At 65.7% G+C, this 20,582-nt stretch carries 25 protein-coding genes; 7 read left to right on the top strand and 18 right to left on the bottom strand.

Annotated features, from left to right (window positions below; translation table 11 throughout):
- Nucleotides 1-8 precede the first annotated feature (8 nt).
- The 6 genes from ACF66B_RS11790 to ACF66B_RS11765 all read right to left on the bottom strand — a co-directional run bounded on the left by ACF66B_RS11790 (nt 9) and on the right by ACF66B_RS11765 (nt 5,065).
- Nucleotides 9-854 (bottom strand): SDR family NAD(P)-dependent oxidoreductase, encoded by an 846-nt coding sequence (locus ACF66B_RS11790; RefSeq protein ID WP_111429487.1) that lies wholly within the window; start codon nt 852-854, stop codon nt 9-11.
- A gap of 106 nt (nt 855-960) precedes the next feature.
- Nucleotides 961-1,881 carry a cytochrome c gene (locus ACF66B_RS11785; protein ID WP_111429488.1) on the bottom strand — a complete coding sequence of 307 codons (921 nt, stop codon included), beginning with the start codon at nt 1,879-1,881 and terminating at the stop codon, nt 961-963.
- Nucleotides 1,882-1,893: 12 nt separating this feature from the next.
- Nucleotides 1,894-2,343 carry a cytochrome c gene (locus ACF66B_RS11780; RefSeq protein ID WP_111429489.1) on the bottom strand — a complete coding sequence of 150 codons (450 nt, stop codon included), beginning with the start codon at nt 2,341-2,343 and terminating at the stop codon, nt 1,894-1,896.
- A 212-nt stretch (nt 2,344-2,555) separates the two neighbouring features.
- Nucleotides 2,556-4,328 carry a histidine kinase dimerization/phosphoacceptor domain -containing protein gene (locus tag ACF66B_RS11775; protein WP_162683226.1) on the bottom strand — a complete coding sequence of 591 codons (1,773 nt, stop codon included), beginning with the start codon at nt 4,326-4,328 and terminating at the stop codon, nt 2,556-2,558.
- A gap of 13 nt (nt 4,329-4,341) precedes the next feature.
- A complete protein-coding gene (locus ACF66B_RS11770) occupies nt 4,342-4,920 on the bottom strand; it encodes an RNA polymerase sigma factor (RefSeq protein ID WP_111429491.1) in 579 nt (192 codons plus the stop codon).
- Entirely contained in the window at nt 4,907-5,065 is a 159-nt protein-coding gene (locus ACF66B_RS11765) for a NepR family anti-sigma factor (RefSeq protein ID WP_162683227.1), read from the bottom strand. The genes ACF66B_RS11770 and ACF66B_RS11765 overlap by 14 nt, the downstream gene beginning before the upstream one ends.
- Nucleotides 5,066-5,185: 120 nt before the next feature.
- On the opposite strand from ACF66B_RS11765, the gene ACF66B_RS11760 reads away from it, so the two are divergent.
- A complete protein-coding gene (locus tag ACF66B_RS11760; protein WP_111429492.1) occupies nt 5,186-5,998 on the top strand; it encodes a response regulator in 813 nt (270 codons plus the stop codon).
- Between the two features lie 105 nt (nt 5,999-6,103).
- Here the strand turns inward: ACF66B_RS11760 and ACF66B_RS11755 are convergent, their stop codons facing one another.
- Nucleotides 6,104-6,274 (bottom strand): DUF1328 domain-containing protein, encoded by a 171-nt coding sequence (locus tag ACF66B_RS11755; RefSeq protein ID WP_111429493.1) that lies wholly within the window; start codon nt 6,272-6,274, stop codon nt 6,104-6,106.
- Nucleotides 6,275-6,623: 349 nt separating this feature from the next.
- On the opposite strand from ACF66B_RS11755, the gene ACF66B_RS11750 reads away from it, so the two are divergent.
- The gene (locus tag ACF66B_RS11750; RefSeq protein WP_111429494.1) at nt 6,624-7,289 is read left to right on the top strand and encodes a matrixin family metalloprotease; all 666 of its coding nucleotides are present in this window, start codon (nt 6,624-6,626) and stop codon (nt 7,287-7,289) included.
- On the opposite strand, the gene ACF66B_RS11745 is transcribed toward ACF66B_RS11750, so the two are convergent.
- Both ACF66B_RS11745 and ACF66B_RS11740 read right to left on the bottom strand, forming a co-directional pair.
- On the bottom strand, nt 7,276-7,779 hold the full coding sequence (locus ACF66B_RS11745; RefSeq protein WP_162683228.1) for a PRC-barrel domain-containing protein: 504 nt from the start codon (nt 7,777-7,779) through the stop codon (nt 7,276-7,278). The genes ACF66B_RS11750 and ACF66B_RS11745 overlap by 14 nt on opposite strands.
- A 171-nt stretch (nt 7,780-7,950) precedes the next feature.
- Nucleotides 7,951-8,985, bottom strand: coding sequence for a YeiH family protein (locus tag ACF66B_RS11740; protein ID WP_111429496.1), 1,035 nt, complete (start codon nt 8,983-8,985; stop codon nt 7,951-7,953).
- Nucleotides 8,986-9,158: 173 nt separating this feature from the next.
- Here ACF66B_RS11740 and ACF66B_RS11735 point away from each other — a divergent pair, with 173 nt between their 5' ends.
- Nucleotides 9,159-9,545, top strand: a complete 387-nt coding sequence (locus ACF66B_RS11735) for a DUF2852 domain-containing protein (RefSeq protein WP_111429497.1) — start codon at nt 9,159-9,161, stop codon at nt 9,543-9,545.
- Between the two features lie 137 nt (nt 9,546-9,682).
- Nucleotides 9,683-9,979: a hypothetical protein gene (locus tag ACF66B_RS11730; RefSeq protein WP_111429498.1), complete on the top strand. Its 297-nt coding sequence runs from the start codon at nt 9,683-9,685 to the stop codon at nt 9,977-9,979.
- Nucleotides 9,980-10,054: 75 nt separating this feature from the next.
- Here the strand turns inward: ACF66B_RS11730 and ACF66B_RS11725 are convergent, their stop codons facing one another.
- From ACF66B_RS11725 to ACF66B_RS11710, 4 genes are all read right to left on the bottom strand, one after another.
- Nucleotides 10,055-10,627, bottom strand: a complete 573-nt coding sequence (locus tag ACF66B_RS11725) for a cytochrome b (protein ID WP_111429499.1) — start codon at nt 10,625-10,627, stop codon at nt 10,055-10,057.
- A 37-nt stretch (nt 10,628-10,664) separates the two neighbouring features.
- On the bottom strand, nt 10,665-11,243 hold the full coding sequence (locus tag ACF66B_RS11720) for a YceI family protein (protein WP_111429500.1): 579 nt from the start codon (nt 11,241-11,243) through the stop codon (nt 10,665-10,667).
- 147 nt (nt 11,244-11,390) lie between these two features.
- A complete protein-coding gene (locus tag ACF66B_RS11715; protein ID WP_111429501.1) occupies nt 11,391-11,957 on the bottom strand; it encodes a YceI family protein in 567 nt (188 codons plus the stop codon).
- Nucleotides 11,958-12,038: 81 nt separating this feature from the next.
- On the bottom strand, nt 12,039-12,914 hold the full coding sequence (locus tag ACF66B_RS11710) for a 3-hydroxybutyryl-CoA dehydrogenase (protein ID WP_111429502.1): 876 nt from the start codon (nt 12,912-12,914) through the stop codon (nt 12,039-12,041).
- 184 nt (nt 12,915-13,098) lie between these two features.
- Here ACF66B_RS11710 and ACF66B_RS11705 point away from each other — a divergent pair, with 184 nt between their 5' ends.
- The 3 genes from ACF66B_RS11705 to ACF66B_RS11695 all read left to right on the top strand — a co-directional run bounded on the left by ACF66B_RS11705 (nt 13,099) and on the right by ACF66B_RS11695 (nt 16,126).
- Nucleotides 13,099-14,520, top strand: coding sequence for a sodium:alanine symporter family protein (locus ACF66B_RS11705; protein WP_111429503.1), 1,422 nt, complete (start codon nt 13,099-13,101; stop codon nt 14,518-14,520).
- Nucleotides 14,521-14,743: 223 nt separating this feature from the next.
- Nucleotides 14,744-15,388, top strand: coding sequence for a hypothetical protein (locus tag ACF66B_RS11700; protein WP_162683229.1), 645 nt, complete (start codon nt 14,744-14,746; stop codon nt 15,386-15,388).
- 78 nt (nt 15,389-15,466) lie between these two features.
- On the top strand, nt 15,467-16,126 hold the full coding sequence (locus tag ACF66B_RS11695; RefSeq protein ID WP_111429505.1) for a hypothetical protein: 660 nt from the start codon (nt 15,467-15,469) through the stop codon (nt 16,124-16,126).
- Nucleotides 16,127-16,174: 48 nt separating this feature from the next.
- Here the strand turns inward: ACF66B_RS11695 and ACF66B_RS11690 are convergent, their stop codons facing one another.
- The 5 genes from ACF66B_RS11690 to ACF66B_RS11670 form a co-directional block, all read right to left on the bottom strand.
- The gene (locus ACF66B_RS11690; RefSeq protein WP_392662541.1) at nt 16,175-17,101 is read right to left on the bottom strand and encodes an electron transfer flavoprotein subunit alpha/FixB family protein; all 927 of its coding nucleotides are present in this window, start codon (nt 17,099-17,101) and stop codon (nt 16,175-16,177) included.
- Complete coding sequence (locus tag ACF66B_RS11685) at nt 17,101-17,859, bottom strand: electron transfer flavoprotein subunit beta/FixA family protein (protein ID WP_111432147.1); 759 nt, start codon at nt 17,857-17,859, stop codon at nt 17,101-17,103. The genes ACF66B_RS11690 and ACF66B_RS11685 overlap by 1 nt, the downstream gene beginning before the upstream one ends.
- Nucleotides 17,860-18,057: 198 nt before the next feature.
- A complete protein-coding gene (locus tag ACF66B_RS11680) occupies nt 18,058-18,711 on the bottom strand; it encodes a hemolysin III family protein (RefSeq protein WP_111431303.1) in 654 nt (217 codons plus the stop codon).
- 119 nt (nt 18,712-18,830) lie between these two features.
- On the bottom strand, nt 18,831-19,466 hold the full coding sequence (locus tag ACF66B_RS11675) for a MarC family protein (RefSeq protein ID WP_111431302.1): 636 nt from the start codon (nt 19,464-19,466) through the stop codon (nt 18,831-18,833).
- A 46-nt stretch (nt 19,467-19,512) separates the two neighbouring features.
- Nucleotides 19,513-20,457: an OmpA family protein gene (locus tag ACF66B_RS11670; RefSeq protein ID WP_162683389.1), complete on the bottom strand. Its 945-nt coding sequence runs from the start codon at nt 20,455-20,457 to the stop codon at nt 19,513-19,515.
- Between the last annotated feature and the right edge of the window lie 125 nt (nt 20,458-20,582).

Here is a 20,582-nt window from a genome sequence, read left to right as displayed (position 1 = left end):
GGCGGGCCTCAGCCTTCCTCATCCATGTAGCGGCGGAAGGCCTCGGCATGATCGGGGTGCCAGCGCGAGAGGGCGGGGCGGTTCTCGAGGATGTCACTGAAGCCCCAGCCCATCCGCTTGAGGTCGGTGGCGCGGTCCACCTCGTTGTCGGGGCAGAGGATGTAGAAATCGCCCGCGCCCATGCCCTCGAGCAGCGCATCGGCCACCTGCCCGGATGTCCAGGCTCCAGCGGGCTTCTCCTCAACGCCCTTGGCGCGGGTGAACCCGGTGAAGGTGAAGCCCGGGATCAGCAGATGTGCCGTGATGCGGGAGCCTGTCTGCTCGACGAGTTCATGGGCGAGCGATTCGGTCAGCGCCTTCAGACCCGCCTTGCTGACATTGTAGGCGGTATCGCCGGGGGGGAGCGTGATGCCCTGTTTGGAGCCGGTGCAGATGATCGCGCCGGGCAGTCCGCTTTCGATCATGCCGGGGGCGAAGACCTGGATGCCGTTGATCGGGCCCCAGAGATTGGTTTCGAGCGTCGTGCGCCAGATCGCGGGGTCGGCGAAAAGCCTGCCGCCGCCCTCGCGTCCGGCGTTGTTCATCAGTATGGTCACGGGGCCGAGCGCATCGGCGGCGGCTCGAAGCGCCTCGACCTGGCCGCGGTCGGCGACATCCGTCGGGAGGCCCTCGGTCTCGATGCCTGCGGTGCGGAGCGTGCTGGTGGCGGCCTCGAGAGCCGCGCGATCGAGATCGGCAATCACGACTTTCATGCCCGCCGCGCCGAAGCGCCGGGCGGCGGCAAGGCCGATGCCGCTCGCCGCGCCGGTGACGACGGCGACATGGCCGGGTTTGAGTGCCGGATGTGTGGTCATGTGGAGATCTCCCTTCCGGCCCGCCCGGCGCCGGATGATGCCGGGCGGACCTTCGGGATGAGTCTAGCCCGGCAGGCCGGGTTGTAAACGCGAGGCGCGCGCCGTATCAGGGCGCGGTGGCGTGTGCGGGCACAGCCTTGAGATAAGCCGCAATCGATTCGCGATCCCAGCTTTCGAGTTTCGCCATGTTCTCCTGCACCGCGACCATCGAGCCGCCGACGGAATCGAAATCCGGCGTGAAGCCCGACTCGAGGTAGTAGGCGATGTCGCTCTCCGACCAGGAGCCGATGCCGCCCTCGCCGCCGGTGATGTTGGGGATGCGGCCCCGGCCATCCGGGTTGGGCGCGCCTGCGAGCCAGAGGCCGTAGTCGAGGCCGCCCGCGATGTCGCGCGAGGTGTGGCATTCGCCGCAATGGCCGGGGCCTTCCACCAGATAGCGGCCGCGCACCAGCTTGGGATCGCTGGTGTCGATCGCGATCACCGGCGCATCGGAGAGGAAGGCGAGCTTCCAGAGGCCGATGCCGCGGCGGATGTTGAAGGGAAAGGCCAGCCGGTGCCCCGGCGCCTTGCCCTCGACCGCGGGCAGGGTCTGCCAGAAGGCCCAGAGATCCGCGATGTCGCCGTGGTTCATGCGGGTGAAGGAGGTATAGGGAAAGGAGGGGTAGAAGTGCTCCCCCTCCGGCGAGACGCCGCGCAGCATCGCGTTGGCGAAATCGGCCTCGCTCCAGGAGCCGATACCATCCTCGCGGTCCATCGAGATGTTTGGCGCGACGAAATCGCCGAAATCGGAGGCCAGCACCCGGCCACCGCCGAGCGAGAGCTTGTCGTCGCCCTTGGCATCGGGGGCTGCGTGGCAGGAGGCGCAACCCCCGGCCCAGAACACGGCTTCGCCGCGCGCCGCGTCGCCTTCGGGCAGCGCAGCGATCTCGGCGGCGGAGAGGCCGCGGGGGGCGGAGGCGAACCATCCCGCCACCGCGGCGATCACGCCGAGAAGGCCGAGGCCGACGGCGATCCTGAGGAGTAGCATTGCGGCGTCGCGTCAGTCGTCGAGGCGATAGGTTTCGTGGCAGCTCTTGCAGGTCGCAAGCACGGGCTGCATCGCGGCCTTGAAGGCCTCGGCATCGGCCGGACCGCTCTTGCCGGAGGCCGAGACGGCGCCCGCGGTGGCGGCCTGAAGTTTGGAAATCTGTTCGGCGAAGCCCGCCGGGTCTTCCCAGATCTTCGGGCTTGCCTCGGTATTGCCACCGGTGTCGCTGCCCTCGGGGAAGTAGTCGGCATAGGCCTCCGCGACGCCTGCCGTGGCGGTGATCGCTGCCTTGCCGATGGCCGGGCTGTAATCGATCTCGCCCTTCAGGACGCCTGCTGTGAGGCCGGCGGCTCCGCCCATGCTCTCCATGAGCGTCTGGCGCACGGCGATCGGATCCTCGGCGGCAAGAGCCGGAACGGCGCCCGCGAGCAGGGCTGCGGCAATCAGGGCTGTCGTCTTCATGGAATTCCTCCAAATGGCTTTTTGCCCCGTCACGCGAGAGGCTTATGGCGGTGGAAGGCCGCAGGGACCGGCCAGGCAGGATGCTCATCCTGTTCGGTCGCGGTGCGATTGGTCAAGCCTGCCGTCGGGTCGAGCCCCCAACTCTCACCCGCTTTTGAACTCCGGTCTGAAGAAGTGGAAAGCGACGCGGCCGTGCCTGTCGCGTCTCCGCATCAGGCCAGATCCTCGGGGGGATGCCCCGGAGCCAGCGCGCAAGACGGGGACTCGGCGCACTCTTCCTCGGGATTGCGTTCGAAGACGACGGTGAGGCGGAAGCTCTCTTCTGTCTGGCACCGCTCGGCGCGTCCGCCAAGCTGCGCGGCAAAGGCGTCGATGAGGTTGCCGCCGAGGCCGGAGCCGGTGGCGGTGTCCTCGACCGGCTCGCTCCCGAGCGTATTCTCGACGGAAAATTCCAGCGTCTCTCCATCGCGTCGCACGAGACGGACCTTGATCCATTCCGCGCCCGCCTCCGTCCGGCCGCCATATTTCAGTGCGTTGGTCATCGCCTCGACGGCAAGGAGCGAGAGCGGCACGGCCTGATCCGGATCGAGGGTAACAGGGGCGAAGGCGGTGTCGATCGCCATATCGTTCGGCCCATTGCCGCCAACCACCATGATCTGGCGGATCATCTCGCCCAGCAGCACGTCTGCATTCACCCGCGCGAGATTCTCGCTCTGATAGAGATTGCGGTGGATCGCAGCCAGCCCCAGCACGCGCTCCTGAAGCTGGACCAGCGCCGCGCGGCCCTCGCGTGAGCGGATCTGGCGGATCTGCATGTTCATGATCGAGGAGATGAGCTGGAGATTGTTCTTCACCCGGTGGTGGACCTCGCGCAGCAGCACGTTCTTCTCGCGCATCGCGTCTTCCATCTTGGCCTCGTCATAGATCACCGTCTCGGCCATGTGCTCGAAGGTCTCGAAGATCGCACCGAACTCGGCGGGCATGTCCTTGCGCCTGCGGTGCGGTGGCAGGCGGCGGTCGAGCTCGAAGCGCTGCATCGCCCGCTGGAGCTTACGCACATGGCGGATGGCGAAGCGGTGGACGGCGGCATAGGCGACGCCGAGGCTGATGAGCCACATCATCACCGGAAAAACCGGTGCCGGGATGGTGAAGGGCAGGAAGGCATTGGCCGAGAAATAGGGCCGCGCGGCGCGGCTGCCGATCGCATAAACCGTGCCGGGCAGGATCGCGACGACGGCGAAGTTGCGCAGCTGTCCTTGCGCGTTGCGGGTGGTGAAGGTCTGGGTGCGTGCGCCATAGAGCCCGGTCAGGCGGGCGTCGGCCGGCATGGCGTCGAGCAGCGTTTCGTCCTCGCCATTGGCCGTCATCAGCACATCGCCCGTCGCCGTGACGGTGACGAGGCTGATCGGACCGCCCGATTCGGGGCCGGGCTCGTCCCAGAGCACGGAGGCATGGGCCATGGAGATGAATATGTAGCCGCGGAAGACGCCGTCGACCATGATCGGGCGGCGGATGCTGATGACGGGCCGTCCGCCGAAGGGCGAGCCGAAGAGATCGCCCGAGCGCACGTCCACATTCGGCTTGGGGTCCTGCATGAGCGGGCCGATTGCGCCGCTCGAGGACCAGTCGCGGGTCTCGCCGGTCGAAAGGCAGCTGACGTGGCCGTCCGGGGAGAGAACACCCGCCTCGAGAAAGACCCGTGCGGCCTTCACATAGTCGCGGAAGAGGGCGGAGCAGCGCGCCGGATCGTCGAGCAGCGGTTTGACCGCGGGATCGAGCGCTTCGGTCGCACCGAAGGCCTGCTGGATCAGACGGCGTTCGCGCTGCACGGCTTCGGCCGTGGTTGCGGCGAGCGCCGCCTCGGCCTGCTGGCGGAACTGCTCGCCGACCTCGCGGGTCTGGATGACCGCGATGAGCCCGACCGGCGTGAGGGCGAGCATGAGAAAGAGCACGATGCGCCCGCCGATCGTGCGCCAGAACCACATGCCGCTCCTCCGCTCAGCGGGTGGTTGCGGCATTGGCGGTGATCACCGCCATGGTCGCCTGATCGGTCATCTCGAGGCTTTCGTTTTCGGAAAGCCCGAGGATTTCGCCGAGCCGGGTCCTGCCGCGATTGACGCGGCTCTTCACCGTGCCGACGGCCACCCCGCACATGTCTGCTGCCTCCTCGTAGGAAAAGCCCGAGGCGCCCACGAGGATGAGCACTTCGCGTTGCTCGTCCGAAAGCTGGTTGAAGGCGACGCGGAAGTCGTTCATCTGGAGCCGGCCATCATGGGCGGGTTTTTCGGAGAGACCGGCGGCCATAATCCCGTCGGGGTCGGGCACCTCGCGGCGGCGTTTCCGCCGGTCGGAGTAATAGGTATTGCGCAGGATCGTGAAGAGCCAGGCGCGCATGTTGGTGCCGGGCTGGAACTTGTCGAGATTGGTCCAGGCCTTCACCACCATGTCCTGGACGAGATCATCGGCCGCGGATCCGTTGCGGGTGAGGCTGAGCGCAAAGGCGCGCAAAGCGGGAAGGTGCGTGACGAGCTCGTCACGCGGATCGGGCGGCGAAACGCCCGCATCAGTTTTTCCCATCACCGCTCTCCTGGCCGCGAAGCTTCGCGAGAAGATCCTTGAAACGGTCGGGAAGCTCCTCTTCCACGACCTCCTGGTATATCTTGCGGATATTTTCGTCGATCTCGCGACTCACAACCTTCGGCGGCGGCTTGCGTGAGGTCATGTCTCTACCCATCATGTCCATAAGCGTCCTGCACGATCCTTACGACACTTCAACCGTCTTGTGGAACCAAACGACTTCAAAAACGTTTTGTTCCGGCGTCAGCGAAAAAAGCGAGAAACCATGACATCACGATCATCAGAAGCTGGTGTGGCAGAGGCCATCGGCCTCTACCTCCCCTTTCTGCGCCGGTATGCACGTGCACTGACGGGCAACCAGACCGATGGGGACAACTATGCTGCGGCGACGCTCGAGGCGATCATTTCGGATCCTTCTATCCTCACTATCGGTGACAATCCGCGGATCGGGCTCTTCCGGGCGTTTCATGCGATCTGGCAAAGTTCCGGCGCACCGGTGGGCGATGGCGAAAGCGGCCTCGTGGAGCGGGCGCAGGCCAGGATGCGCGATCTGACCCCGGGCACGCGCGAGGCACTGTTGCTTCACACGCTCGAGGAGTTTTCCATCGAGGAGATTGCCGCGATCCTCGGCGTCGATGCGGAAGAGGTTCGCGTCCGGCTCGAGATCGCCAACCGCGAGATGGAAAGAGGCCTTGCCGGCCGTGTGCTCATCATCGAGGACGAGACGATCATCGCCATGGACCTTCAGGGCATCGTGACTGCGATGGGCCATGAAGTAACCGGTATTGCCCGCACGGCGACGCAGGCGGTCGAGACGGGAACTGCGAAGCGGCCCGATCTGGTGCTGGCCGACATTCGGCTCGCCGATGACAGTTCGGGTATCGATGCGGTGAACGTGCTGCTGGAGACCTTCGGGAACCTGCCGGTCATCTTTGTGACGGCCTATCCGGAGCGCCTTCTGACCGGGGAACGGCCGGAACCGGCATTCCTGATCGCCAAGCCCTATTCGGAAGAACAGGTGCGTTCGGCGGTCAGCCAGGCGATGTTCTTCTCCTCGGTCGAAACCCTGGAGGCCTGAACCCAACAACGGAGGCCTTTGCCTCGAAACTGACGCCGGAAATGTCGACGCCGGACGGGAAACCGTCCGGCGTGCGTTTTTCATGTTCTTCATGGCGTCTGCAGATCAGGGCGCCCGGCCGCGCATGGCGCGCGCGACAAGCGCGACGACGAAGAGAATGAGGAAGATGAAGAACAGGATCTGCGCGATACCCGCGGAGGCGCTGGCGATGCCGCCGAAGCCGAAGAGTCCCGCAATGATCGCGACGACCAGGAATACGAGTGCCCAATAGAGCATGACGTTTGTCCTTTCCGATTACGGGAGGCTGTTTTTTGCGCCTCCTATGCCGAAAAAACGCTCACCCTTGCGGAAAGTTCCGCGAATCCGGGCCGGTTGGAAGAATGGAGAAGAAAATTTTCGGAGGGCGTTAGGAGTCGCATGGTAGCGTCCGGGATGCGCTTCGGCGGTTCCGGAGCGGCCTTTCGTGTAACCCTGTTTCCCTTGCCGGCGGAATATGCCCTGCGCCGTGCCCTGAGACGACCGGGAGAGCGCCATAAGACTGCCGCTTCTTCTTGCCGCCATTCTGTGCCTGGCCGCCCCCTCGTGGAGCGCGCCGTTCCGGCTGCTCGAGATCGACGGGCTCCGGGTGAAATGGGGGGCGCCGGAGCCCGGCACCGGCGCCACCGCAACCTGGGGCCTGCTGCGCGCCGAGGCGGAGTTTCCCGATGCGGTGAATTGCCGGGCGATGGCGCCGGTGGAGCGGGTTCCGCTTCTGGGCGCGATGCCTCGGCTCGCGCTCGAGCGCCTCGTGCGTGAGGCTTTTGCGCTCTGGTCGGAGGCTGCGGGCATCCGGTTTCGTCAGGCCGCCCCCGGTGTGAAGCCCGATATCCTGATCGGCACGCAGGCCGAGCCGCGCAAGATTGCCTTTGCCAATGTCTGGTGGAATGCCGATGCCGCCGAGGCGGGCATGGCGCCGCTCACGGCGGCGACGATCTGTCTGAACCCGGAGGCGGACTGGCGCCTCGGCGGGCTTGGGTCGCGCGCGCCGAATGCGGTCGACCTGCGCCATGCGCTCGCGCATGAGATCGGCCATACGCTCGGCCTCGACCATCCCGGTCCGACTGGTGCGCTCATGGGCTATCGCAGTTCGGGTGAAGGCCGGTTGATGGCAGGGGATGTCGAGGGCGCGCAGCGCCTCTACGGTCCCGCACCGCCCGGAGTGATTGTAACGGCAAGACGCCCGGACCTTCCGGTCCGGGCGTCCGCGAGGGAGAGTACTCGCGCCGTGGATCGCGAGATTATTCGTCCTTGATCTCCGGACGGTTCTTGAGATCATCCGGCTGCAGCGAAGTCACCGCATAGAGCGTGTCGCCTTCGTCACGCATAAGTTGAATCTCGTCCGGCATGAGTTCGACCGTATTCTCGCCGAAGCCGAGGAACCCGCCGAAGCTCACGGCAACGCCGCCCACAGCGCCATCCTCGGACAGCATGGCGTCGGTGATGTCGCCGAGCTTCTCGCCGTCACTGTTGCGCACCTCGATGCCGATCAACTCGTCGGCGGTAACGCTTGCCATGTCGACGGGCATGCCATGCTCATCGCCGGCAGCATGGTCCATGGTGGTTTCCGTGGCCGCGGGCGCGGTGGCGGTGCCATCCATCGTGCCGGTTTCGGTCGCGGGATTCTCCGCCACCGGCGGCGGGGCGACCTGGTCGGTTGCGTTCTCGTTCTCGGCCTGGGCGAAAGCGGCGCCGCCGATAAGGGTGAGCGAAAGAGCGGTGGTAGCGGCAAGCTTCTTCAGCATGTCTGTCTCCTTTTTTTCCTGCTCCTCACAGCCGGTTGCGGCGAATGGCCTTGTCGACTGCGGACGTGAAGGAAACATCGCTACCCCCTCTCGGGTTCCATGCTCATGCCGATGCTCACGGAATGGTCAGCGGATCGGTGCTGCGGGCCGCCGGCACATCGGTGGCCGAGATCAGGCACCGAGCAGCTCGATCCCGGCAAGCACCCAGACGGCCAGGAAGAGGGACTCGCAGACGATCAGCGCGATCGCCTGGCCGCCGACCTCGAAGATGCTCTTGAGCGAGGTCTTCATGCCGACGGCAGCGATGGCGGTGAGAAGCGCCCAGCTCGAAAGGTCGGTAAGCCGGGGGATGAGGGCGGCCGGCAGAAGGCCGAGGGAGTTCACGCCCGCGAGCCCGATAAAGGCGAGAACGAAGCCCGGAACGAGGGGTGGGCGGCGGCCCGAGGTGGTTGGACCGGCTTCGCCGCGGGCGGCAATGGAAAGGATCAATACGACCGGAGCGAGCATCGTGACGCGGATGAGCTTCACGAGTGTTGCCGCGTCGCCGGTTTCTTCCGAGACGCTGAAACCCGCACCGACGACCTGCGCCACATCGTGGATCGTGCCGCCGAGGAAAACGCCGGTGGCAAGCCCGTCGAGCCCGAGCTGCTGGGCGACGATGGGATAGAAGATCATCGCCACGGTGCCGAGCACGGTGACAGACAGCACGGTGAAGATCAGCGTCTGCTCGTTGCGGGCGCGCTCGGGCAGGGCAGCGGCAATCGCCATGGCGGCGGAGGCGCCACAGATCGCCACCGCCCCGCCGGTCAGCATGCCGAAACCGCGCCGTCGACCGATGAGCCGCGCCCCCCCGAGACCCACCAGGATGGTCATTGCAACGCCTGAGATCACAAGCGTGATGAGGCCGGGTCCGAGGCCGATCAGAAGCTCGACGCTGATCCGCGCGCCCAGAAGCGCGACACCGATCCGGAGCACCGAACGCGCGGCCAGTTCGATTCCGGGCACACAGGCGCCCTCCTCGGCGAGGAAGTGGAAGGCGATGCCGAGCAGCAGCGCCATGAGCATGGCAGGCGCGCCGTAATGCTCGGAGAGAAATCGGGCCGCGAGGGCAATCACCACCGAAACGAGCAGGCCAGGCATGAAGCGCGACACAGCCGCGCGGAGTCTCTGGAACAGCGGGCGGGTCGCCGGGGTGGGATCTGACATGGGGGCCGGGCTCCGGGTCTGCGGGCGGGCCACCAGTTTCATGCGCCCGTGGCGGGCGGGTCAATCGCGGGCAGGGCGCGCCGCGAAAATTTCGCAGGCGGGGCATTGAAAGCGGGCAGGGCATCGCCAATCTATGTGAATGTAATTAACATTTACATTGAAAGGAGCGCCCGATGAATACCGTCACCCTCTGGCTTGAGCGGTCGCGCGACTGGCTCGACGAGCGGGGAAGGCCGGCCTGGATCGCCGCCATGGTGGTTGGCTTTATCCTGTTCTGGCCGATTGGCCTCGCCCTTCTCTTTTACACGATCTGGAGCAAACGCATGTGCAGCCATTCCTGGAAGTCCCGCCGCATGTCCTGCCGCAGCGGACACCGCGGCTTCGAGAAGACCGGCAACACCGCCTTCGACGCCTATCGCGAGGAGACGCTGAAGCGCCTGGAAGAGGAGCGTGACGCCTTTGTCTCCTTCCTCGAGGAGCTGCGCTCGGCGAAGGATCGCGCGGAGTTCGATCAGTTTATGTCGAGCCGGCGCACCGGCACCGGCGAGGTTGTCGCCTGAGGCTGATACCACTGTGCGACACCGGGCCGGACGGGGAAACCTGTCCGGCCCCTTCGCATGCATGGCCGGCCTTCGTTGTGCTATGATCGAATGGGGCGGCATCTGCGCAGGGAACCGGGCTCAAGGAGGCTGGAACAATGATCTTGCGCATCTTTCAGGTCGTGACCCGTCCGGGGAAGGAGGCCGCGTTCGACCGCTTCTTCCACGAGACTGCAATTCCGCTGATGAAGAATACCGAAGGCATGGTCTCGGTTCTGCCGGGAGCGGCGCGGGCCGAGAGCCCGCGGGACTTCGCCTTCGCGATGATCTGGCGCGATATCGCCGCGCTCAAGGCCTTCGCGGGCGAAGACTACGCACGCCCGCACATCGATCCGGCCGAGGCAGAACTGGTGGAGAGCCGGATGGTCCGGCACTACGATCTTGTGGTGATCTGATTTCTGGTGACCTGACTGGCCATGCGGAGCCTTGCCCCTGCTCCGCCATGGGGGCAGCGGAGCAGGGTCCGGGCCTCATGCGCCGAAGGTCATCCGGCGCAGGACGCGATCGCGGTCCACGAAATGGTGTTTGAGCGCGGCGCCGGCATGCAGAGCCAGCAGCCCGAGGAGGAGGAAGGCCGAGAGCTCGTGGATCTCCGCCGCCGCGCTCGCGATGCTCTTCACACCCGGAACCCAGGGGTCGGGCATCGCAAACCAGTTGAAGACCATGTTGTCGATGTTGAGCAGATCCTGGTTGGGCGAGGCCGAGGCCATCACCCAGCCGGAGATCGGCAGGACGAACATGAGCAGATAGAGGAGCTTGTGCGTGATCGAGGCCACCCGGTCCTGCCAGGCGGGAATATTCTCGGGCGCCGCCGGGCTCGTGCGGTTCGCGAGCCGCCAGACGATGCGGACGCAGGCGAGCGCGAAGACCACGAAGCCCCAGCTCTTGTGGAGCTGCACGAGAGCGAATTGCCGGAACAGGTCCGACACCCAGTCGCTCATGTAGAAGCCGAGCCCGAGCTGGAAGAGGATCAGCCCGGCAATCGCCCAGTGCAGCAGGCGGGTGACCCAGCCCCAGCTCTCGGTGGTGTTTCCGGCCTTCATGCAATCTCCTCCTGACGCTCTGGCTCGGCTCCGGGGCTTACTCGGCCGGGCCGATCAGCTCGACATTGATGGTGACCGGGATCACCGCCGACACCGCCGGTGCGGCGTAATCGACACCGAACTCGGTGCGGTCAATCTCGCCGGTCATCGTGAAGCCGGCGTTGCGCTTGGAGGCATCGAAGGGGTTCGCATCGAGCTTGTTGAGCACGGCATCGAAGGTCACGGGCTTGGTCTCGCCGTGGAGCGTGAGATCGCCGGTGATCTTCGCGGTGTTCTCGCCGGTGAGCTCGACGCCGGTCGAGACAAAGGTGATTTCGGGATAGGTGGCAACGTCGAGCATGTCGGCGCTCTTGATGTGCTCGTCGCGCGCTTCCCAGAAGGTATCGATGCTGGTCGCGTCGATCGTCACCTTTGCGGTGGTGGCGGCCAGATCTTCAGGATCGAAATTCACGTCGGTCTCGAAGCTCCGGAACGCGCCCTGCACGTTGGAGAAACCGAAGTGCTCGACCGAGAAGAGAATGCTGCTATGCGAAGGATCGACTTCCCAATCGGCTGCAAGCGCGGGAAGGGGGGCCAGAAGGATGGCGGCACCAAGAAGCAGGGAACGCGGCGTCATGTGGGTGTCTCCGTAAACAGCTAACAGGGTTACATGTCTTGATTGCCATATTTGACAAAAATACTCCGGTAGCTAGCCATCTCATATGGAACATATTGTTTCCTAATATAGGATAATAACACCCACGAAACCGTGATTGCGCGTGATTCAGATGTCAGAAGTCAGCAGAAGCTGGACGTGGAAGCCAAGCTCGGCAGGGATCTCCGGCAGGCCCGCGGTCGATCCGAACTCGGTGCGGTCGATGCTGCCCTCGATCGCGAACCCGGCCTCGAAGCGCTTGGGGTTGTCCTTCGCGGGTGCGTAACGGATGACGCGCGCATCGAGCGAGACCGGCTTCGTGACCCCTCTGAGCGTGATGCGGCCCTCGACATTGGCGGTTTGCTTCGATGTCGGCGTGAGCCGGTCGAGGCGGAAGGTAATGCTCGGATAGCGTGCGGTCTCGAGATAGCCCGGCCCACGCAGCAGCGAATCCGCGATCGCTATGCCGGTGGTGGCGTCCCCCGTCCGGGCAGTGATCGCGGCCTGGGCCCGCTCGGGATGAACTTCGTCGAAATCGACAGTGCCGGAGAGCGTGGGAAACCGCACCTCGACCCGTCCGCCCCGCCAGGGCACATCGACGGACACCTGCGTTCCCCGATCGATGCGCCATTCGGCGGCGCCCGCCGCAACCGGCAGGCTCAGGGCAAGAAGCAGAGTGCAAACCAATCGCGACACCGGCCATGGCCCTCCCCGGCCATGGCGAGATGATAGCGCGTTTTCGACGCGCGGGTAATCACGCCCGTGGGGGTGGGTGGATCAGCGGGTCGGGACCGGGGTCTCGCCGCGGTAGTCATAGAAGCCGCGCTTGGTCTTGCGGCCGTGCCACCCGGCCTCGACATATTTCACCAGGAGCGGGCAGGGGCGGTATTTGGTATCCGCGAGCCCTTCGTGCAGGACATTCATGATCGCGAGGCAGGTGTCGAGGCCGATGAAATCGGCAAGCTCGAGCGGCCCCATCGGATGGTTGGCGCCGAGCTTCATGGAGAGGTCGATCGAGGAGACCGAGCCCACACCCTCGTAGAGCGCATAGACCGCCTCGTTGATCATCGGCACCAGAATACGGTTCACGATGAAGGCCGGATAATCCTCGGAGCTCGCCGCGGACTTGCCGAGTCTCTGCACCACCTCGGCAAGGATTTCATAGGTCGCGTTGTCGGTGGCGATGCCGCGGATAAGCTCGACGAGCTGCATGACCGGCACCGGGTTCATGAAATGGAAGCCCATGAACCGTTCGGGCCGGTCGGTCCCGGCCGCCAGCCGGGTGATCGAGATCGAGGACGTGTTCGAGGTGAGGAGCGTATGCGGCGCGAGGTGTTCGGCGAGGCTTGCGAAGATCTTGCGCTTGATCGACTCGTTCTCGGTGGCGGATTCGATGATCAGATCGACCTTGCCGACCACCGCGAGGTCGCTGCCGGTGGAAATCCGCGCCAGGGCGGCGTCGCGTTCCTCGGCACTTATCTTTTCGCGCGAGACCTGCCGATCCATGTTCTGGCCGATCATCTGCTTCGAGCGGCCGAGCGCCTCTTCGGAGATGTCGTTGAGCAGGACATCGTAGCCCGCGAGGGCAAAGACATGTGCGATCCCGTTGCCCATCTGACCGGCGCCGATGACGCCAACGCTCTTGATTTCCATGGAGACCGCCCTCTGCTCCTGCATTCGGCCGAACCTTATGCGCCGGCTGCGTGCGGTGCAACAGTTGGGTGCCGGAGATCAATGCCTGAGCAATCGCAGATCCCGGGGGCATCTGCCAAAGGTTTCGTGGACAGGAAGAAACCGGCGGCTTAGCGTTGTGAGCCAACAAGCGAGGGATCTCTCCATGAATGCAATCATCGACTTCCTGAATACAATATTCTGGGGCTACGTGCTGATCTACGGCCTGCTTGCCGTTGGGATCTTCTTCACGATCCGCCTCGGATTTCCGCAGTTCGTCCACTTCTCCGAACTGTTCCGCACCGTGCTCGGCGCGCCGAAGAGCGACCAGCAGGGGATCTCGCCCTTCCAGGCGCTGACCGTCTCCCTCGCCTCCCGCGTGGGCACCGGCAATCTGGCCGGCGTCGCGGTGGCGCTCTATCTCGGCGGGCCCGGTGCGATCTTCTGGATGTGGATGGTCGCCCTCGTGGGGATGGCGACGGCCTATTCCGAATCTGCGCTCGCCCAGCTCTACAAGACCCATGGACCTGACGGGCTCTACCGCGGCGGGCCGGCCTTCTACATCGCCAAGGGCCTGAAGCAGCCCTGGCTCGGCTCGGTCTTCTCCGTCTGCCTCATCATCTCCTTCGGCCTCGTCTTCAACGCTGTGCAGGCCAATTCGATCGCCTCGGCGATGGAGGGGGCTTTCGGGGTGCCGACCTGGATCGTCGGCGTGCTCATCGCGGCGCTCACGGCCGTGGTGATCTTCGGGGGCATCAAGCAGATCGCACGGGTGGCCGAGGTTGTCGTGCCGTTCATGGCGGTCGCCTATCTCGGGCTCGCGCTCTTCGTGCTCATCACCAATATCGGTCAGGTGCCCGCGGTCTTCGGCCAGATCATCGGTTCGGCCTTCGGCTTCAACGAGGCGGTGGGCGGTGTCACCGGCGGCGTGATGGCGGCGATGCTCAACGGCGTGAAGCGCGGCCTCTTCTCCAACGAGGCCGGCATGGGCTCGGCCCCGAACATCGCGGCCGTGGCAACGCCCGTGCCGCATCACCCCTCCAGCCAGGGCTTCGTGCAGGCGCTCGGCGTCTTCATCGACACGCTGCTTATCTGTTCGGCGACGGCCTTCATGATCCTGCTCTCGGGCGCGCTCGTTCCCGGCTCGGAAGTGACCGGCACCCAGCTCACCCAAGCCGCGCTCGAGGCCCATATCGGCACCTTCGGCAAATACTTCATCGCCATCGCGATCTTCTTCTTCGCCTTCACCTCGATCATCGGCAATTACTCCTACTCCGAGAATGCGATGGTCTTCCTCGGCGTCGGCAACAAGGGCGGCCTCACGGTGCTGCGCTTCGGGGTGCTCGCCATGGTGATCTGGGGCGCGGTGCAGGCGGTCGCGACGGTCTTCAACACGGCGGATGCCTCGATGGGCCTGATGGCGACGGTGAACCTCATCGCGATTGTCGGGCTCTCGGGCACGGTGGCGAAGCTCACCAAGGACTATTTCGCGCAAAGGGCGGCCGGTCAGGAGCCGGTCTTCCATGCCGCCGATTATCCGGAGCTCGGCGATGAGATCGATCACTCGATCTGGTATCGCAACGAGTGAACCGACAGGTCGCGACATGGCGGGGCCCGCGCGTTGCGGGCCCCGTTCCTTTTGGTGCGGCCGGACCCGTGGCCAGGCCCATGCGCGTGTTTTCGCGCCGTTCCGGAGGTCGGTAAGGAAATGATCACTTCCTAACCAAGTGTTTACGGGAAGGCGCCATGCTCATCCCGGATCCGTCCGGCGGGGTGCTCGCGTGCGCATTTCTGGAGTGGAGTCGATCGAGATGTTGGCATTCATGACCGGCGGCGGTCTGGTTGCACTTGCGGGGCTCTGGCTCATGCTCCGCGAGGGTGTGAGCGGTGCCGCGGCCAAGCTTGCTCTGGGAAGTTTCGAGGTGCAGAGCACCTCGGCCGGCTTCGCCGTGTTTCTCGCCGGAACCGCCGCCTTCACCGCGCCGCTCGTCGCACCCGAAAGCACCAAGGCGCTCGTCGAGCGTGTGATGCCCGCAGGCGCAGGGCCGGCGGATTTCGGGCTCACGCTCGAGCGCACGGCGCTTGGCAGCGTCACCGGCCTCATCCCCGCCGACAAGGAGCCCGACAACAATGCTGTCGAAGGCGCTGCGGTGGTGCGGCCCGGCGATCTCGCGGGCGGCACCCACTCGGGGGATGATCCGGACTGGTTCCTCTTCGACACCCGAAGCCTCGAGAACCAGCGTGTCGAAGTCGAGATCGAGGAGCGCGGCGAGGGATGCCACGCGCATTTCTATGATGGCCAGCAGCAGTACATGGGGCTCGTCTCGCTCGTGCCGGGGCGCAATCTCTTCCGGCTCGACGTGAACAACAACGAGGCGTTCTTCGCCCAGCTCACCTGCCTCGAGACCGTCGGAACACAGGCCTATCACGTGAGCTTCGGCGCGGTCGCGAACTGAGCTGCCGCGTCCCCTAACGCTCCCTTTACCAATTTGCGCGAGGTCTTCGGCTGTCCCCGTCACCCGAGGATCTGTCCGTTGCCCATCTCCGCGATCGAGTCCGCAACCGATTCCACCCAGCTTCTGGCCCTCATGGGCGGCGGAGGGCTGCTTGCGGCCCTCGGCTTCTGGCTCATGCTCTGGACGGGGCCGGGCGGCGAAAGCGCAAGGATCGCGCTCGGAAGCCTTCATGTGCCCGCAACCGCCGCGGGTTTCACGCTCTTTCTCGGCGGCATGGCGACCTTCTCGGCGCCTGTTGTCGCGCCGGGCGGCACCCATGCGATGCTGGCCCAGATTGCGCCGGCGGTCTTCGCGCCGGGCGCCGGAACGGAGCAGTTCGAGCTCGCAGCCGGGCATCCCGGGTCTGGCGGGTCTGCCGAGGAGGCGGCGGTTGCGCTCACGTCGGGCGCGCTTGTCGGCGGCACCCACGGCGGCGGAAGCATCGACTGGTTCCGGCTCGACACCGCGGGGCTCGAGGAGAGCCGCATCGAGGTCGCGATTTCCGAACGTGCCAGCGGTTGCCGGGCTCATGCCTTCGACAGCGAGATGAACCGGCTGGGCGCACGGCGGCTCGGTCCGGGGGAGAACCGGATGACCCTCGATGTTTCGGGAAATCGGGAAATCTTCATGCAGCTGCTCTGCGACCGGAAAACGGCTGCGGGAAGCTACACCATCACCTTTGCGCCGAAGCGCGGGTGATCCGGGCGCGCGGCGAAGGCGCGCCCGTGCTGTTCAGCGTGCCCTGGCTCAGATCTTGTCGGCGAGGGCGGGGACGGCGTCGAAGAGGTCAGCGACGAGGCCGTAGTCGGCGACCTGGAAGATCGGGGCCTCCTCGTCCTTGTTGATGGCGACGATGACCTTGCTGTCCTTCATGCCGGCGAGATGCTGGATCGCGCCGGAGATGCCGACGGCGATGTAGAGATCGGGGGCGACCACCTTGCCGGTCTGCCCGACCTGCCAGTCGTTGGGGGCGTAGCCCGAGTCGACCGCCGCGCGCGAGGCGCCCACCGCCGCGCCGAGCTTGTCGGCCAGACCCTCGATGAGGGCGAAATTCGCCTCCGAACCGACACCCCGGCCGCCCGAGACGATCACCTTCGCCGACGCCAGCTCCGGACGGTCGCTCGCCTGCACCCGGTCCTCGACCCAGGACGAGACCCCGGGATCCGCCGCCGCCGTGCCCGTCTCCACCGGGCAGGCCGCCTGCGACCCCACGCCCTCGAAGCTCGCGCCCCGCACCGTCAGGACCTTCACGCTGTCCGAGCTCTCGACCGTCTGCAATGCGTTGCCCGCATAGATCGGACGCTCGAAGGTCGCGGCATCCACCACCCCGGTGATGTCCGAGATCACCATCACGTCGAGCAGCGCCGCAACCCGCGGGGCCACGTTCTTGCCCGTCGTCGTCGCCGGGAAGACGATGTGGCTGTAGCCCGAGGCCAGGCTCATCACCAGATCGGTCAGCGGCTCGGCGAGGCGGTGCGCATACTGCGCGCCCTCGATGTGGAGCACCTTCGAGGCGCCCTCGAGCTCCGCCGCCGCGGCCGCAACCGCGCCGCAGTTCTCGCCCGCAACCAGAACCGTGATCTCGCCGCCGATCGCCTTCGCCGCCGTCATCGCCTTCGACGTCGCGTCGTTCAGCGTGGCATTGTCGTGTTTCGCGTAGACCAGAACCGCCATCAGATCGCCCCCGTCTCCTTGAGCTTCGCCACCAGCTCGTCAACCGAGCCCACCATCACGCCGGCCTTGCGCACCGGCGGCTCCGCGGTCTTCACCACCTTCAGCCGCGGCGTGACATCGACGCCGTAATCCCCGGGCGTCTTCTCCTCGAGCGGCTTCTTCTTCGCCTTCATGATGTTCGGCAGCGACGCATAGCGCGGCTCGTTGAGGCGAAGGTCCGCCGTCACGATCGCCGGAAGCTTCACCTCCAGGACCTGAAGCCCACCGTCCACCTCGCGCGTGACCTTCGCCACATCGCCCGAGATCTCGAGCTCGGAGGCAAACGTCGCCTGACCCCAGCCGAGGAGCGCCGCCAGCATCTGGCCCGTCGCGTTCATGTCGTTGTCGATCGCCTGCTTGCCCGCAATCACCAGGCCGGGCGCCTCCGCATCGACAACCGCCTTCAGGATCTTCGCAACCGCCAGGGGCTCGATGTCCGTCTGGACATCCTCCGACGCCGTCACAAGGATCGCACGGTCCGCGCCCATCGCCAGCGCCGTCCTCAGCGTCTCCTGCGCCTGCTTCACGCCGATCGAAACCGCGACAACCTCGCTCGCCGCACCCTTCTCCTTCAGACGGATCGCCTCTTCCACCGCAATCTCGTCGAACGGGTTCATCGACATCTTCACGTTCGAAAGATCAACGCCGCTCCCGTCCGCCTTCACGCGAACCTTAACGTTGTAGTCAATCACCCGCTTCACAGGCACGAGGACCTTCATGGACGCTCCCCTTTGTTGCCGGGAGAGAGGCCGCCCGTCACATGTGGCGACAAGCTCAGGCCGACTCTCGCCGCTGAGTTACATAAACAGGCTGGATACGGTTCCCCGGGCGCAGGCGCAACCAGAAGATACGCGGGCCGGCTGGCGGCTGCGTTCGGAGAGCGTGTGCGCGGGGAGGGTGCGGGACAGGGTCCCGGGTCAGGCCGAGGGGGCGCGGCCCCAGAACTCGACGAAGATCGCGGAATAGACCAGCGCCGTCGCCGCGAGCACGAAGGCATGCCAGATCGTCGTGTGGAACGGCAGCCGCTCCCAGAGGAAGAAGCAGACCCCGAGCGTATAGAGGCAGCCCCCGGCGAGGATGAGGGCAAAGCCCGCCTCGGACATGTCGGCAAAGAGCGGCTGGCCGGCGATGACGCCGGCCCAGCCGATCACGAGATAGAGGAGCAGGCTCGGGCGCCTGAGCCAGCCCGGACCGAAGAGGATCATCGCGGCCCCGGCAAGGGCGGCACTCCAGACGCCCGCGAGAAAGGCGCCGGTCGAGCCGGAGGCGAGCACCGAAAAGGGCGTGTAGCTGCCCGCGATCTTCATGTAGATCGCCGACTGGTCGAGGCGCCGGAGGCGATCCTTCCAGTCCGGGGCGGGCACGAGGTGGTAGATCGCCGAACAGGTGAGCATCGTCACGAGGCTCATTCCGTAGACAAGCAGGGCAATCACCGTATTGGCGTCGCCATACCAGACCGCGGCGAGGGTCACGAGCACCGGTGTCGCGATGAGCGCAAGGACAATGCCCGTCAGATGCACCGCGGCATCCGAGATCCGCTCTGCCTTGCTGAGGATGGCCTTCGCCTGCATCTGCACCGTCGTCTCCCTCGTCCAGCGTCCTTCCCGCATTTAAGCAAGATTTAAGCGAATCGGGAACTTGACTTCTCGTGACTTGGTTACGGCGCGCCTGCGGCACAAGGCCTTGCGGATCAGCCGCCGAGACCGGGCAGGAGCGCCTTGGCCCCGGCCGCGATCATCTCGACGGCAATGGCGAGAAGGATCATCCCCATGAGCCGCTGCATGATGACCCGGAGCGTTGCCGACAGCCGCCGGCCAATCGCGGCCGAGAACCAGAGCGTGACCCCGAGCATGGCGAGGATCGCTCCGGTGACGACGGCGTAGGTGAAGTAGTCCACACCGGATTTGGCCTGCTGGAGGAAGATCACCAGGGTGGTGATCGCGCCGGGGCCGACGATCATCGGGAAGGTCATCGGATAGAAGGCGATGTTCTCGGTCGCCTCCAGGTGCGGCTGCTCCTGCGCGCTGCCCTCGTGGGCCGGGCTGCCCTTACCGTTCAGCATGTGGAGCGCGATGCCCGCAAGCACCACGCCGCCCGCGACGCGGAAATCATCCACGGTGATCCCGAAGAAAGTCAGGATCTGCTGCCCGCCGATCCCCACCACGGCGCAGACGATGACCGAATAGGCCGTGACCTGAAGGGCGGTGCGCCGCTGTTCGTCGAGCGGCATGCCGTTCGTCAGGCTGAGAAAGATCGGCAGGTTCACCAGCGGGTTCATGATCGCGAAAAGGGCACCAAAATACTTGATCCCGTAGGCGGCATCCATGGGCAGAGTCTCCGATCTCTTGCCCCTCCGGCGGGGCTGTCTGCTGTCAGTTCGTGAGCGAGACCGGATAGATCCCGACCGAACGGTTGAGGGGTTCGGCGGTGCCGTCGGGCGTGACCACCGGCAGTGTGTCGGGCGCCTCGCCGAGCGCCGCGATCTCGATCGCATCCGCCGGGAGGCCCGCCTCTGTGAAGACGCGGGCCACCGCTTCCGCGCGGGCACGGGCAAGGGCCGCATTGGCATCGGCGGCGCCGACCGTATCGGTATGGGCCTGGATGCGGATGACGTCGAGATCCATTTCCGACATCACCTGGGCTGCGGCCATGGCGCGGGTCTGCCCGCCGATGGTGAGCGTGGCGGAGCCGGATTCGAACTGGATCTCCATGAGCAGGCTGTCGTTCGTGTCGATGGCATCGGGGTTCGCCTTGACCCGGGCCTCGTGGATGACCTCCTGGATCTTGGCGATATCGGCGTCGTAGCGGCCGAACCCGGTGGTCTCCTTGTCGTCGCCCGGTGTGGCGGCGACCAGCTCGGGGGTGGGCACCTCGGGCTCCGAACCCGCTGCGATGCGCTCACCGAGGTGCGTAAGCGTGGCGTAATCCCGGTCCTCGAGGGCGGTCATGATCTGCTGAAGCGCGACACCATGTTCGGCGAGCGCGGCCTCTAGCCCTGCGAGTTCGCCCTGCCGCGCGGCGATCAACGCCTCGATCTCGTCGAGCTCTGCGGTGCGTTCGGTCACTGCGGTGTCGAGGGCCGCCACCTCAAGCGTCGCCTCGGCGATCCGGGCCTGCAACGCCTCGACCTCGGGGTTCGGCTGCGTCATGGCCTCGGGCGCTGCCGGAGGCTCCTGGGCCTCTGCGGCCGCGATGGGAGCGGCCTCCGGCGCACTCATGGGCTGCGGTGTCTCCACCTGCTTCGGCGCCAGCCAGATCCCACCTCCGACCGCCAGTCCTGCAACGGCCACATAGGCCAGTCCTCTCCCTGCTTTCATCTGCCTCACTGCCCCTGTTGTCCCGCGCCTGTTGCCGGCGCCCCGTTTGTTAACCAAGGTTAGGCTGAAATCCGGGGGTGGAGACAAAAACCTGCCGCCGGCGGCGTCCGGGCGGCCACCTTCCT

The sequence above is a fragment of the Amaricoccus sp. B4 genome, from assembly GCF_043226085.1.
Lineage (GTDB): Bacteria > Pseudomonadota > Alphaproteobacteria > Rhodobacterales > Rhodobacteraceae > Amaricoccus.
The sequence above is the reverse complement of the archived record's forward strand: the minus strand, read 5'-3'. Positions and strand labels throughout refer to the sequence as shown.

Bases quoted from the DNA above. Each gene is read 5' to 3' on its own strand.
- ACF66B_RS11755 (WP_111429493.1), bottom strand. From the start codon at position 6,274: ATGCTCTATTGGGCACTCGTATTCCTGGTCGTCGCGATCATTGCGGGA.
- ACF66B_RS11675 (WP_111431302.1), bottom strand. From the start codon at position 19,466: ATGGATGCCGCCTACGGGATCAAGTATTTTGGTGCCCTTTTCGCGATC.
- ACF66B_RS11690 (WP_392662541.1), bottom strand. From the start codon at position 17,101: ATGGCGGTTCTGGTCTACGCGAAACACGACAATGCCACGCTGAACGAC.
- ACF66B_RS11720 (WP_111429500.1), bottom strand. From the start codon at position 11,243: ATGACGCCGCGTTCCCTGCTTCTTGGTGCCGCCATCCTTCTGGCCCCC.
- ACF66B_RS11710 (WP_111429502.1), bottom strand. From the start codon at position 12,914: ATGGAAATCAAGAGCGTTGGCGTCATCGGCGCCGGTCAGATGGGCAAC.
- ACF66B_RS11770 (WP_111429491.1), bottom strand. From the start codon at position 4,920: ATGGGAAAAACTGATGCGGGCGTTTCGCCGCCCGATCCGCGTGACGAG.
- ACF66B_RS11685 (WP_111432147.1), bottom strand. From the start codon at position 17,859: ATGAAGGTCCTCGTGCCTGTGAAGCGGGTGATTGACTACAACGTTAAG.
- ACF66B_RS11735 (WP_111429497.1), top strand. From the start codon at position 9,159: ATGAATACCGTCACCCTCTGGCTTGAGCGGTCGCGCGACTGGCTCGAC.
- ACF66B_RS11780 (WP_111429489.1), bottom strand. From the start codon at position 2,343: ATGAAGACGACAGCCCTGATTGCCGCAGCCCTGCTCGCGGGCGCCGTT.
- ACF66B_RS11745 (WP_162683228.1), bottom strand. From the start codon at position 7,779: ATGCTGAAGAAGCTTGCCGCTACCACCGCTCTTTCGCTCACCCTTATC.
- ACF66B_RS11705 (WP_111429503.1), top strand. From the start codon at position 13,099: ATGAATGCAATCATCGACTTCCTGAATACAATATTCTGGGGCTACGTG.
- ACF66B_RS11765 (WP_162683227.1), bottom strand. From the start codon at position 5,065: ATGACCTCACGCAAGCCGCCGCCGAAGGTTGTGAGTCGCGAGATCGAC.
- ACF66B_RS11700 (WP_162683229.1), top strand. From the start codon at position 14,744: ATGTTGGCATTCATGACCGGCGGCGGTCTGGTTGCACTTGCGGGGCTC.
- ACF66B_RS11785 (WP_111429488.1), bottom strand. From the start codon at position 1,881: ATGCTACTCCTCAGGATCGCCGTCGGCCTCGGCCTTCTCGGCGTGATC.
- ACF66B_RS11670 (WP_162683389.1), bottom strand. From the start codon at position 20,457: ATGAAAGCAGGGAGAGGACTGGCCTATGTGGCCGTTGCAGGACTGGCG.
- ACF66B_RS11725 (WP_111429499.1), bottom strand. From the start codon at position 10,627: ATGAAGGCCGGAAACACCACCGAGAGCTGGGGCTGGGTCACCCGCCTG.
- ACF66B_RS11775 (WP_162683226.1), bottom strand. From the start codon at position 4,328: ATGTGGTTCTGGCGCACGATCGGCGGGCGCATCGTGCTCTTTCTCATG.
- ACF66B_RS11680 (WP_111431303.1), bottom strand. From the start codon at position 18,711: ATGCAGGCGAAGGCCATCCTCAGCAAGGCAGAGCGGATCTCGGATGCC.
- ACF66B_RS11730 (WP_111429498.1), top strand. From the start codon at position 9,683: ATGATCTTGCGCATCTTTCAGGTCGTGACCCGTCCGGGGAAGGAGGCC.
- ACF66B_RS11790 (WP_111429487.1), bottom strand. From the start codon at position 854: ATGACCACACATCCGGCACTCAAACCCGGCCATGTCGCCGTCGTCACC.
- ACF66B_RS11760 (WP_111429492.1), top strand. From the start codon at position 5,186: ATGACATCACGATCATCAGAAGCTGGTGTGGCAGAGGCCATCGGCCTC.
- ACF66B_RS11740 (WP_111429496.1), bottom strand. From the start codon at position 8,985: ATGTCAGATCCCACCCCGGCGACCCGCCCGCTGTTCCAGAGACTCCGC.